General features: G+C 55.9%; 10 protein-coding genes. 4 read left to right on the forward strand and 6 right to left on the reverse strand.

Annotation, left to right across the window (positions count from 1 at the left end; translation table 11 throughout):
• The first annotated feature begins 232 nt into the window (after nucleotides 1-232).
• Nucleotides 233-1,534: an MFS transporter gene (locus tag ABLU78_RS22305; RefSeq protein WP_048228566.1), complete on the forward strand. Its 1,302-nt coding sequence runs from the start codon at nucleotides 233-235 to the stop codon at nucleotides 1,532-1,534.
• Nucleotides 1,535-1,549: 15 nt separating this feature from the next.
• Complete coding sequence (locus tag ABLU78_RS22310; RefSeq protein ID WP_045386662.1) at nucleotides 1,550-3,913, forward strand: glycoside hydrolase family 31 protein; 2,364 nt, start codon at nucleotides 1,550-1,552, stop codon at nucleotides 3,911-3,913.
• Nucleotides 3,914-4,106: 193 nt separating this feature from the next.
• On the opposite strand, the gene ABLU78_RS22315 is transcribed toward ABLU78_RS22310, so the two are convergent.
• A complete protein-coding gene (locus ABLU78_RS22315) occupies nucleotides 4,107-5,699 on the reverse strand; it encodes an ABC-F family ATPase (RefSeq protein WP_015367567.1) in 1,593 nt (530 codons plus the stop codon).
• A gap of 179 nt (nucleotides 5,700-5,878) precedes the next feature.
• Here ABLU78_RS22315 and ABLU78_RS22320 point away from each other — a divergent pair, with 179 nt between their 5' ends.
• Complete coding sequence (locus ABLU78_RS22320) at nucleotides 5,879-6,661, forward strand: tyrosine-protein phosphatase (protein ID WP_015704829.1); 783 nt, start codon at nucleotides 5,879-5,881, stop codon at nucleotides 6,659-6,661.
• A gap of 198 nt (nucleotides 6,662-6,859) precedes the next feature.
• On the forward strand, nucleotides 6,860-7,774 hold the full coding sequence (gene ldtB / locus ABLU78_RS22325; protein WP_015367569.1) for a L,D-transpeptidase: 915 nt from the start codon (nucleotides 6,860-6,862) through the stop codon (nucleotides 7,772-7,774).
• Nucleotides 7,775-7,865: 91 nt separating this feature from the next.
• Here ldtB and ABLU78_RS22330 read toward each other — a convergent pair whose 3' ends face one another.
• The 5 genes from ABLU78_RS22330 to mntR form a co-directional block, all read right to left on the reverse strand.
• Nucleotides 7,866-8,582 (reverse strand): GntR family transcriptional regulator, encoded by a 717-nt coding sequence (locus ABLU78_RS22330; protein WP_015704828.1) that lies wholly within the window; start codon nucleotides 8,580-8,582, stop codon nucleotides 7,866-7,868.
• A gap of 60 nt (nucleotides 8,583-8,642) precedes the next feature.
• Nucleotides 8,643-10,019, reverse strand: coding sequence for a glycoside hydrolase family 1 protein (locus ABLU78_RS22335; protein ID WP_015704827.1), 1,377 nt, complete (start codon nucleotides 10,017-10,019; stop codon nucleotides 8,643-8,645).
• 155 nt (nucleotides 10,020-10,174) lie between these two features.
• Complete coding sequence (locus tag ABLU78_RS22340; protein ID WP_032712937.1) at nucleotides 10,175-11,215, reverse strand: aldo/keto reductase; 1,041 nt, start codon at nucleotides 11,213-11,215, stop codon at nucleotides 10,175-10,177.
• Between the two features lie 107 nt (nucleotides 11,216-11,322).
• Nucleotides 11,323-12,435, reverse strand: coding sequence for an anion transporter (locus ABLU78_RS22345; RefSeq protein WP_048228563.1), 1,113 nt, complete (start codon nucleotides 12,433-12,435; stop codon nucleotides 11,323-11,325).
• On the reverse strand, nucleotides 12,432-12,899 hold the full coding sequence (mntR, locus tag ABLU78_RS22350) for a manganese-binding transcriptional regulator MntR (protein ID WP_015367574.1): 468 nt from the start codon (nucleotides 12,897-12,899) through the stop codon (nucleotides 12,432-12,434). The genes ABLU78_RS22345 and mntR overlap by 4 nt, the downstream gene beginning before the upstream one ends.
• Between the last annotated feature and the right edge of the window lie 154 nt (nucleotides 12,900-13,053).

A 13,053-nucleotide genomic window follows, 5' to 3' on the forward strand; every position in this document is an offset into this window, starting at 1 on the left:
GCAAATACTCCGGCAAATTATGAGAACTACGTCATCTCATGAAAAATTTTGCATAAATAGCGCTACTGCCCGCCGACTTTCTCCCTTATTTTGAATTGGTCCAATATCTTCCATACTAGTTATACCAATAGATATTGAAATAAAAACAAATAATTCAAATGGTTAGAACTATTACGTGACGACTCAGCGGCTGAAGCGTCATTTCCCCCTACAACGTCTTGTGGAGAGTTCTATGAGTCAAGGCCTCAACAATGATATGGCAGTCAGCAAAACGCGCCGGGTGGTGAAAAACCTGCGCTGGTGGGTGCTGGTGCTGTTTTTACTTGGCGTCACCGTCAACTACATCACACGTAACTCGCTGGGGATTATCGCCCCGGAACTGAAAGCCACTCTCGGTATTACCACCGAGCAATATTCGTGGATCGTCGGCGCATTTCAGCTGGCTTATACCATCTTCCAACCGCTGTGCGGCTGGCTTATCGACGTCATCGGGCTCAAGCTGGGCTTTATGGTTTGCGCCACATTGTGGGCGGTAGCCTGTATCGCGCACGCCGGAGCAGGCAGCTGGCTGCATCTGGCTATTTTACGCTTCTTTATGGGCGGCGCAGAGGCGGCCGCCACCCCGGCTAACGCTAAAACCATCGGCGAGTGGTTCCCGAAATCCGAACGGCCGATCGCTGCCGGCTGGGCTGGCGTCGGCTTTTCTATCGGCGCAATGCTGGCGCCGCCTATCATCTACTTCGCCCACGCTTCCTTCGGCTGGCAGGGCGCGTTTATGTTTACCGGCGTGCTGGCGCTGCTGTGGGTCGTACTGTGGTGGGTGTTCTACCAGAGCCCGGAAAAACACCCGAATCTCAGCCAAAGCGAGCTGGAGTACATCAAGCAGGACAACGAAGCGCCGCCGGTGAAGCTGCCCTTTTTTACCGCGCTAAAAACCGTCTCGAAGAACAAACGTTTCTACGGTATCGCCATCCCCGCTTTTATGGCCGAGCCCGCCTGGGCGGTGCTGAGCTTCTGGGTGCCGCTGTACCTGGCGAAAGAGCACGGTATGGATCTTAAACAGATAGCGATGTTCGCCTGGCTGCCGTTCCTCGCCGCCGACCTTGGCAGCGTGGTCAGCGGCTATCTCACCCGCCTGTACGTCCGTTGGTTCGGCTGTACGCGAGTCAATTCGGTCATCGCCAGTTCCGTTACCGGCGCGTTTCTGATGATCTCGCTGGCCCTGGTGGCCATTACCCGCGATCCCTATATCACCATCATCCTGATCTCCATTGGCGGTTTCGGCCATCAGATCATCTCCTGCATGCTCAGCGCGCTGGTGGTGGAGTCTTTCGACAAGGGACAAATGGCGACGGTCAACGGTATGCGCGGCTCCGCGGCGTGGATCGCCAGCTTCCTGTTCTCATTATTAATCGGGGTGACCGCCGACAAAATTGGCTTCAACCCGCTGTTTATCGCCATGGGTTTCTTTGACCTGATTGGCGCCGTTTTCCTGGTGGCATTTATTGCTGAACGTCGCGCCAAGCGCGCCTGAGAGTGGATGTAAAATATGAAGACGTTGAAACACTGGAGTTTGCACCAACAGCTGGAGCATCACGTTGAATTGACCGTTGATGGTCAGCACACTTTGTGTCTGTATGTGCTGGAAGAGAATTTATTCCGCGTCCTGCTGAAGCGCCAGGGCCAACTGGCGCTGGATCGCACCTGGAGTATCGCCCCGCAGCAGGATGTGCCGTGGGAAGGCCGTGCGCGGGATGACCTCAGCGGTTTTAGCCTCCCGGCCTGGCAGATGAGCGAAGCGGATGACACGCTGACCATCGCCACCCGCCAGCTGCGCGTCACCGTCCACCAGCCGCTTTGGCTGGAGTGGAGCTATCGCGACGAGGCCGGTGAGTGGCAGACGCTCGCCAATGACCGCCCAACCAGCGCCTATCTGGCAAACGCCCACGGGGATGGCGTCGCCCATTATCTTAGCCGCCGCAAAGATGAACGTTTCTACGGGCTGGGTGAAAAAGCCGGCGACCTGCAGCGTAACGGCAAACGCTACGAAATGCGTAACCTCGATGCCATGGGCTACAACGCCGTCAGCACCGACCCGCTGTATAAACATATTCCGTTTACCATCACGCAGCGCAGCGATATCAGCTACGGCCTGTTCTATGACAACCTGAGCAGTTGCTGGCTGGATCTGGGCAATGAAATCGACAACTACCACACCGCCTATCGCCGCTGGCAGGCGGAGGCCGGCGACATCGATTATTACCTGTTTACCGGTAAGCAGGTGCTGGATGTGACCAAAGCGTTTGTCCGTCTGACCGGTAAAACGTTGTTTGGGCCGAAATGGAGCCTCGGCTATAGCGGCTCGACGATGCACTATACCGACGCACCTGATGCGCAAAATCAGCTGATGAACTTTATCCGCCTGTGCGAGCAGCATGCAATCCCCTGTGATTCGTTCCAGCTCTCTTCCGGCTATACCTCAATCAACGGCAAACGCTACGTCTTTAACTGGAACTACGACAAGGTGCCGCAGCCAAAAGTGATGAGCCAGTCGTTCCACGATGCCGGGCTGAAACTGGCTGCCAATATCAAACCGTGTCTGCTGCAGGATCACCCACGCTATGGCGAAGTGGCGGAACGCGGCCTTTTCATTCGCGATTCGCAAACCGATTCGCCGGAGCGCTCCAGCTTCTGGGACGATGAAGGTTCACATCTCGACTTCACCAACCCGCACACCGTGACCTGGTGGCAGGAAGGCGTGACGACCCAGCTACTGGAGATGGGTATCGATTCGACCTGGAACGATAATAACGAATATGAGGTATGGGACGGCGAGGCGCGCTGCTACGGCTTTGGCCGCGAAATCGCCATTAAGCATATTCGTCCGGTGATGCCATTATTGATGATGCGCGCCTCGCTGGAAGCCCAGCAGCGCTTTGCGCCGCAAAAGCGCCCGTATCTGATCTCCCGCTCCGGCTGCGCCGGGATGCAGCGCTACGTGCAAACCTGGAGCGGCGACAACCGCACCAACTGGGATACGCTACGCTATAACACCCGTATGGGATTAGGGATGAGTCTTTCCGGCTTGTTTAACGTCGGCCATGACGTCGGCGGATTCTCCGGCGATAAACCCGAACCAGAACTGTTCGTTCGCTGGGTGCAAAACGGCGTGATGCATCCGCGCTTTACCATTCACTCGTGGAATGACGACCAGACGGTCAATGAACCCTGGATGTACCCGGAAATCACCCCGGCGATCCGCTCTGCCATCGAGCTGCGCTACCGTCTGCTGCCCTATTTGTACACCCTGTTATGGCAGGCGCATGCCGATGACGAACCCATGCTGCGCCCGACCTTCCTCGACCACCAGCACGATACCCAGACCTTCGCCGAGTGTGATGACTTCATGCTGGGGCGCGATCTGCTGGTGGCAAGCGTGGTGGAGCCTGGCGCCCGTCAACGTCAGCTGTGGCTACCCGATAATCAGGACGGCTGGTACGATTTTTACAGCCACCAGTGGTTCGCCGGCGGTCAGTGGGTGACGCTGGACGCACCGCTGGAAAAACTGCCGCTGCTGGTCCGCGCCGGCGCCGGTCTGCCGCTCAGTGAACGTATCAGCCACGTCGATGCGCAAAAAGACGATCGTCGCGAACTGCAGTTGTTCCCACTGAAAGGTACCGGCTCAACCCGCGGTTTGCTGTTTGAAGACGACGGCGAAAGCTGGGGCTATAAAGAGGGTGATGCGCTATGGCTGGAGTGGGAAATGACCTGCAGCGCCAGCAGCATAAACCTGAAGCTCGACGCTCGCGGCAACTATCGCCCAGCGTGGAAAGCGCTGAAGCTGTCATTACCGGCGGGAGAAAAACGCAAACTGCTGGTGAATGGCGTCGAAGGGACCGAGTGGAGGCTCTGACCATAGGCTGGCTGAAAATGCCGGTATTGGTGGTCTAGAAATCCCCGGTGGCGCTACCGCTTACCGGGGCTACAACACTGTGCGGTTTGGTAGCCCCGTAGGTCGGGTAAGGCGTTAGCCGCCACCCGACAAAAAAACGGCACCGCGGGTAGCCCGGGTAAGGCGTAGCCGCCACCCGGGTAACGGAGAGGGATTACTCGATACCTTTACTGCGCAGGTAATCTTCGTAGTTGCCGCTGAAATCGATTACGCGTTCTGGGGTGATCTCCAGTACGCGAGTCGCCAGCGAACTCACGAACTCACGGTCGTGAGAAACGAAAATCAGGGTGCCCTGATACATCTCCAGCGCCATGTTCAGCGATTCGATCGATTCCATATCCAGGTGGTTAGTCGGTTCATCCATCACCAGGATATTCGGTTTCTGCATCATCAGCTTACCGAACAGCATGCGACCTTTCTCGCCGCCGGAGAGGACTTTCGCCGGCTTTTTGATATCGTCCTGGCTAAACAATAGACGACCGAGGATACTGCGTACCGCCTGCTCGTCATCGCCTTCCTGTTTCCACTGGCTCATCCAGTCAAAGACCGTCAGGTCATTCTCGAAATCTTCGGCATGATCCTGCGCGTAGTAGCCGATACGGGCGTTTTCCGACCACTTAACAGTACCGTTGTCCGCTTCCAGTTCGCCAACCAGCGTTTTCAGCATCGTTGATTTACCGACGCCGTTGGTCCCCAGTACCGCCAGCTTTTCGCCAACTTCCAGCAGCAGATTAACCCCTTTGAACAGCGGGCCGTTATCAAAGCCTTTCGCCAGCGCTTCCACTTCCAGCGCGTTACGGAACAGTTTCTTATCCTGTTCGAAGCGAATGAACGGGTTCTGACGGCTGGAGGCTTTCACTTCATCCAGCTTAATTTTATCTATCTGACGGGCACGGGAAGTCGCCTGACGCGATTTTGAAGCGTTGGCGCTAAAGCGGCTAACAAAGGCCTGCAGGTCGGCAATTTGCGCTTTCTTCTTGGCGTTATCGGCCAGCAGACGCTCACGCGCCTGGGTCGCCGCGGTCATATATTCGTCATAGTTGCCCGGATACACGCGCAGTTCGCCGTAATCGAGATCCGCCATATGAGTACAGACCATGTTCAGGAAGTGACGGTCGTGCGAAATGATGATCATGGTGCTGTCGCGTTCGTTCAGCACCTGCTCCAGCCAGCGAATAGTATCGATGTCGAGGTTGTTCGTCGGTTCATCGAGCAGCAGGATATCCGGATTGGAGAACAGCGCCTGCGCCAGCAGGACACGCAGTTTCCAGCCCGGCGCGACTTCGCTCATCGGGCCGTAATGTTGCTCCACCGGAATACCAACGCCGAGCAGCAGTTCACCGGCGCGCGCTTCGGCGGAATAGCCGTCCATCTCGCCGTATTTTACTTCCAGGTCGGCCACTTTATAGCCGTCTTCCTCGCTCATTTCCGGCAGCGCGTAGATGCGATCGCGCTCTTGCTTCACTTCCCACAGCTCGCCGTGGCCCATGATAACCGTATCCAGCACGGTGAACTCTTCGAAGGCGAACTGATCCTGGCGCAGCTTACCGATGCGCTCGTTCGGGTCGAGAGACACGTTGCCCAGCGTCGGCTCAAGATCGCCGCCGAGGATCTTCATAAACGTGGATTTGCCGCTGCCGTTGGCGCCAATCAGGCCGTAGCGGTTGCCGCCGCCAAATTTGACGGAGATGTTTTCAAACAGCGGCTTACTGCCAAACTGCATGGTGACGTTGCTGGATACTAGCACGAGGATATCCTGAAAATAGAGAATTAGGGATGTGATGAACCAGACATTATGCCAGCAAATGGTTCACTTTTCACGGCTTGCGGTAAAAAGCCCGCCAATAACTATGCTATGGTCAGGGTTTTACCGCAAAATGACCGATTGCTAAGACATAATAATTATCCGCAATTCAGAGGGAATTTATGACCACCCGCACCAGCCATCCTGCATTTATCTCGCTTCAAGGCGGCATCAACTTTCGCGACCTCGGCGGTCAACGCGCGGCCGACGGCCGGCGCGTACGTTCTGGCAAACTGCTGCGCTCAGGCTCGCTGCACAACATGACGCCGGAGGATCTCAATCATCTCAGCGCCATTCCGCTGAGCCGGGTGCTGGATTATCGCGATCCGACAGAGGTCAATCGCAGCCCCGATCGGCTGAATAGCGAAGCCTTTTACCTCAACGCCCCGGCCAATCCACTTTCCAGCAGCGTCAATGCGAAAGTCACCGAGTTTAACGCCGCGACCCTCAACACCATGGACGGCGAGCAGTTTATGCTACAGCTCTACCGCCAGTTACCGTTTAATAACGCCGCCTATCGCCAGTTGACGCAATGGCTAATGGAGCCTTTTGACGGCGCCCTGCTGCAGCACTGCGCCGTCGGTAAAGACCGCACTGGCGTCGGCTGTGCCCTGACGCTGTTCGCGCTCGGCTGTGATAGCAATACGGTCATGGAAGAGTATCTGCTGACCCAGGGGATGCTGGCGCAGGTCGAAGGATTCCTGCTCGACACCTTCGGCGAAGGCCTTAATGAGCACGGGCGTAAAAATCTCGCCGCCATCATGACCGTTCAGGAGTCATATCTGGCGACCGCGTTGTCCAGCATTGAACAGCGTTACGGTCATGTCGACCGCTGGCTGGAACAGGAATACCGCCTGACGCCGCAGGCGCGTGAAGCGTTGCAGTCACGGCTGCTGGAAGATTAATCCACGTTTCACTAACCAGACGATTCGCCGTGAAAGCGGCGCGTTGCGCACTACACTATTAGCAACAGGAAAAAATTGTGATTTCGTACACATCTGATTTACCTGTTTATCGGAAAGCACATATAATGCGCTCCCATCTACTATCTGAACATCTAACAAGGCCCGTGTGGCGTTGACACCGCGCACGACATGAAGAATATGAAATTATCGACACTCTTAGCGGCAGCCTTCGCCATCGTGGGCTTTTGCAACACAGCTTCAGCTGTTACCTATCCTCTGCCGACCGACGGCAGCCGTCTGATTGGCCAGAACCAGGTCATCACTATTCCAGACGATAATAAACAGCCGTTGGAATATTTCGCTGCCAAATACCAGATGGGTCTGTCCAACATGCTGGAAGCGAACCCGGGCGTGGATACCTACCTGCCGAAAGGCGGCACCGTGCTGAATATTCCGCAACAGCTGATTCTGCCGGACACCGTGCATGAAGGTATCGTCATCAACAGCGCCGAGATGCGTCTGTACTACTACCCGAAAGGCACCAATACCGTGATCGTACTGCCGATCGGTATCGGCCAGTTGGGCAAAGATACGCCGATCAACTGGACGACCAAAGTTGAACGTAAGAAAGCGGGCCCGACCTGGACCCCGACGGCGAAAATGCACGCCGAATACGCCGCGGAAGGTAACCCGCTGCCGGCAGTCGTACCAGCAGGCCCGGATAACCCGATGGGTCTGTACGCGCTGTATATCGGTCGTCTGTACGCCATCCACGGTACCAACGCCAACTTTGGTATCGGCCTGCGCGTGAGCCACGGCTGCGTACGTCTGCGTAACGAAGACATCAAATTCCTGTTTGAGAACGTGCCGGTTGGCACCCGCGTGCAGTTTATCGATGAGCCGGTAAAAGCCACCACCGAACCGGATGGCAGCCGCTACGTCGAAGTACACAACCCGCTGTCGACCACCGAAGCGCAGTTCAAAGGCGGCGAAATCGTGCCTATCAGCCTGACTCAGGCCGTGCAGTCGGTGACCAGCCAGCCTGACGTTGACCAGAGCGTAATGGATCAGGCGATCCAGAACCGTTCAGGGATGCCGGTGCGCCTGAACTAAGTTCAGCTAGCACATGAAAACGGCGGGCCTGGTGCCCGCCGTTTTTTTATCTGCATCTGCTAAGCGCTGCGCCAGCAGGGAGCGCTCCCGGTTAGCCGTTATTGACCAGAATGACCCCGCCATGATCGTAGCGGTAGTGGCAGTGCGCGTACTCCAGCGGCGTACCGTCTTCCAGATAGATAACCTGCTCAACCTCCAGCACCGGGTCGGTCGGCTCGCAGTTAAGATGTAATTTATCCAGCTCATCCGGCTTAATCGCCCGCACCACCCGATAAGACCCCATCAGCTTCAGCCCCAGCGTCTCCTGCACGTAACGAAACACCGAGCTTTGTAGATGGCTTTTATTGAGCCCCGGCACCAGCGCCACCGGCATTACCGTTAAATCCAGCGAAATCGGCTCGCCGTTAAGCAACCGCAGGCGGACAAAGTCATACACCGGCGCATCGGCGTCGATCAGCAGCGAACTCTGTTCCTTCTCGCTGGGAAAACGCAGTTCAAAGCGCACGACTTCGCTTTGCACCTCGCCGAGATGCTCCCAGGTTTTGGTGGCGCCGAAATAGTCGCTGCCGGGCAGTTCCCACTGCGATAGCTGGAGGAAATTTTTCCGCACAAAGGTACCCTGCCCTTTGCGGGTGTAGATAAGCCCCTCGACAATCAGCTGACGCATTGCCTGCTGGATCGTCATCCGGCTGGTATTGAACTCTGCCGCCAGCGCAAACTGGTCGGGTAACGGCGCGCTGGCAGGATACTGCTGGCTAATGATCCGCTTTTTTATTTCCCGCGCGATATTAAGATACTTCGCCGTCATTCTCCGATCCTTTACTATTTTGTGAGGGGCTGGCGGGCAGCATACACCGCCCGCTCGCCGTTACATCTCTTCGCCATTACTGTGGATAACCCGCTTCAACCACGCGTAGCTTTTCTTCGGTACCCGCTTAAGATCCTTGAGATCGTGGTTTTCACGATTGACGTACACCACACCATAGCGTTTACGCATGTCGCCCTGCGAGCTAAGGATATCGATTAATCCCCAGCCGAGATAGCCTATCACCTGCGCCCCGTCTTCAAACATTGCCGCTTTCATGGCGTTAATGTGGTCACGGTGGTAGGCAATGCGGTAATCATCGGCGACCTGATTTTCGCCGTCCCAGGATTCGATCACCCCAATCCCGTTTTCAATTGGGAAGACCGGCAGCCGCCAGTCGTTGTAATAGCGGGTAATGATCGTGCGGAATCCCAGCGGATCGATCTGCCAGTTCCATTCCGTCGCTTTCAGGTATGGATTGTCCTGATTACCGAACAACATATAGTTGTTCACCGCCGTACCTGGCGGAATCGCGTCGCTATTGAGCGTGCGGCTGGCGTAGTAGCTGAATGCCAGATAGTCGACCTTCACCCTCGCCATCAACGCGATATCTTCAGGGCGATAGATATCGTCAAAACCTTCACGGGCGACAAAATGCATCACTTCCGGACTATAGCCCTCGCCCGCGTAGGCGCGCAGCAGATTCTGATTTAAAAACTCGTCCAGTTGCTGGGCGCACAGAATATCGCGCGGCTTACAGGTTGCCGGATAGACCAGCGCATGGGCCAGCATTCCGCCCATCAGACACTGCGGTTTGGCCTGATGCAGATAGTCGGTGAGATGGACGTGCGCCATCATCACGTGGTGCTGGATCTGGTAGAGTTCGCGCAACGTTTTATCGCCACGCAGATAGCCGGTGATCAGAAAAGCCTCCGGCGAATGGTAAAGATTCTGTTCGTTGAAGGTCAGCCAGTACTTCACCTTATCGCCGTAGCAGTCGATCATCTTCTGGCCATAGCGGATAAAAGCGTCCATTACCCGGCGATCGGTAAAACCGTTATAGCGCTCCGCCAGCGACAAGGGCATATCGAAGTGATAGAGGCAGATCATCGGTTCAATACCGCGGGCAATGAGCTCATCAATAAACTGATGGTAGAACGCAATCCCCTCTTCATTAAACTCGCCATCTCCCTGCGGACAGACGCGGCTCCAGGCAATCTGGAAGCGATAGCAGTTCATGCCCAGATCCTGCATTAAATCAAAATCTTCGCGGAAGCGATGGTAGGAGTCGGTCGCTACCTTCCAGTCCGAGGCGAACTCCGACGGTTCACGGATATCGTACACCGACATCCCCTTCCCCCCCTCATTCCACGCCCCTTCGGTCTGCATGCTGGAGACCGAATTACCCCATAAAAAATTGGCCGGTAGTTTGTCTTTCATGGTTCGCCTCTGTATATGACTAGTCATTTAAATGTTATGACTAGTCATATACAAAAAAACTACCGCCGAAGCAAAAGCAGGATCGTTTTCTGTGAGCCATACAAACAAAAAAGATCGCCGCAAGCGGCGATCTTTATAAGCACGAAAAAACAGCGTTACTGCGCGTCAAGCTGCTTACGGCGATATTCCCCCTGGCGCTCCAGCATCCAACCCGGATACTCGCGCGGCAGCGCGCTGACCGCGTCAAGCTGGCGCAGCTCATCTTCACTCAGGCGAATAGCGGTGGCGGCAATGTTATCCTGCAACTGCTCGGCCCGTTTGGCGCCAATAATAACGCTGGTGACCGCCGGCTGATGCAGTAACCACGCCAGCGCAATCTGCGCCACCGAGACCCCTTTCGCTTCGGCTATCACCTGCATAACGTCAATGCAGTCAAAGGCGCGATCTTTATTCACCGGAGGGAAATCGAACTCCAGTCGACGACCGCCAGCTTCCGCCTGACCATCGCGGCGATATTTACCGCTCAGCAGACCGCCCGCTAGCGGGCTCCAGACCATCAGGCCGAGACCTTCGCTTTGCATCATCGGCACCAGTTCGCGTTCCAGGTCACGCCCGGCAATCGTGTAGTAAGCCTGCAGAGAAGCAAAGCGCGAGAGCCCGAGGCGTTCCGCGATGCCCAGCGCTTTGGCGATTTGCCATGCCGCCCAGTTAGAAACGCCGATATAGCGCACATGCCCCTGCTGCACCAGGGTGTCGAGCGCCGACAGCGTCTCTTCAATAGGCGTCGCCGGATCGAAACCGTGTAATTGATAGAGATCGATATGATCGAGCTGCAGGCGGCGCAGGCTCTCTTTCACGCTGCCCATAATGTGGTAGCGTGAGCTGCCGCGCGAGTTCACCCCAGCGGTGCCGGTTTCGCCGAACACTTTGGTCGCCACCACCACGTTTTCACGCGGTATCTTCAGATTCTTTAACGCCTGGCCGGTGATCTCCTCCGAGCGTCCTTCTGAATAAACGTTGGCGGTATCGATGAAGTTGATGCCCGCATCCAGCGCGCTGCCCACCAGCTGTTCGGCTTCCGCCTGGCGCAGCTGGCCGATTTTTCCCCACATCCCCTCTTCGCCGCCGAAGGTCATGGTGCCAAGGCACAGCTCAGAGACAAACAGGCCGGTATTTCCCAGTTTTTGATAACGCATAGCAGTCTCCTCATTCGGATGATTAACGTCAGCCAGATAGTTATAGCCCGAGCGTCGTCATCGCGAATGGGGTGTTCCTGCCCGTTTCTTGCCCAATCCTCTGAAAATCAGCGCCACAGCGCGAGCATGGCGTAACCAGTGAGCGCCGCCCAGATCAGCAGCGGAATGGAATAAAGATGAAAACGCCACCAGATCCGGCGGTCGCCGGCCATCCGCAGCGCAATCAGGTTCGCCAGCGATCCGGGCAGCAGTCCAAAGCCGCCGACGTTCACCGCCCAGGCTAACAGCATCGTTGGCGGCACGTAATTGAGCAGCAAAATAGTCGACGGCACGTTGCTGATAAACTGCGACAGGCCAATTGCCGTCAGCCATAGCCCGCCATGCGAGAGCTGGCCGACGTCGTTCAGCCACTGCTGCAGCACCGGCAACTGCGTCAGCAGATGAACGTCGATAAACATCGCCATAAACACCAGCAGCAGCGACCAGTCGACGTTGATAATCACCGCTCGCGCCAGCAGCAGGAACCCGACGGCAATGAGCGACAGTCCCCAGAGTTCCTGCTTCATCTCCAGCGCCGCCAGAAAGATAAGGTAGAAAGCGAGGCAGCTCCACACCAGCCTCGGCCGCCACTCCGGCGCTTTGTCGCTACTTTGATAATTGAGCCGAGCGGCGGGGAAACAGAACCAACACAGCACCAATAGCGTGATCATCATCGCCGCCGCCAGCGGCAGCATCTGGCCGATAAAGGCAAGAAACGATAGCCCGGAGCGGCCCCACAGTAAAATATTCTGCGGATTGCCGATGGGCGTTAATAAAGAGCCGGCGTTAACCGCCAGCGCTTCAAAAATAATCAGCCGGTTCACCGGGATGGCGCACCATTTTTTCAGCGTTAACGTGAGGGGAACGACAATGAACAGCGCGACGTCGTTGGTCAAAAAAGTGGAAAGCAGCGCGGCAGCCAGCACCATGAAGATGGCCAGTTGGCGTTCGGTGACGAAACGGCGCGCCATTTTGCGCCCCAGCACATCAAAATAACCGCTCAGTTCAATCCCTTTGGTCAGCAGCATCAGCCCACTAAGGGTGATGATAGTGTGCCAGTCGATAGCCTGCCCCCAGCGCTGAGGCGCGAAAGGAACAAACAGGCTAAGGATAACGGCGATAAGTAACAAAAGATGCAGGAAACGGTCGCGAGCGAGCGACTGCACAAAGGGGAGATTCATTCTGCGTGTAATCTCTGGGTAAACAGCTTAAATTGCGCCAGCGTCTCTTCGCTAACGTGGTGTTCCATTCCCTCAGCATCGCGGCGGGCAATCTCCGGACTCACGCCAATCGCCAGCAGAAAGTTTTCCACTATCTGATGACGCTCGCGGCTTTCATGGGCTAGCTTTTCCCCTTCCGGGGTTAAGAAGATCCCGCGCCAGGGGATCTGTTCGATCAAGCCGACGCTCGCCAGACGTTTAAGCATTTTCGCCACCGTCGGTTGCGAAACGCCAAGACGCGCAGCCATATCCACCTGGCGCGCTTCGCCCACTTCGTTGATCAGATCGGAGATAAGCTCCACATAGTCATCAATCAGCTCGCGACGATGCGCTTCGCGCACCTGACGAAACCCCTCTACGTGTTCTTCGACATTAACCAGCTGCGTCACTTTTTTAGTTATGGGCTTACCTGCGCGACGGTTCATTGTGCTTCCTCGTTGGTGTGACGCGTCAAGCATCATATAAAAGGATCCACATTGTAATGGATTGCGCCCGTAGCACAAAAAAATAACATTTTAGCCATAGCTATAAAATATAGCCTGTGCTATATCTGTATGTAATGCAAACAGCCATCACGGA

It is taken from the genome of Klebsiella sp. JN_Kp122 (assembly GCF_040062085.1).
Classification (GTDB): domain Bacteria; phylum Pseudomonadota; class Gammaproteobacteria; order Enterobacterales; family Enterobacteriaceae; genus Klebsiella; species Klebsiella aerogenes.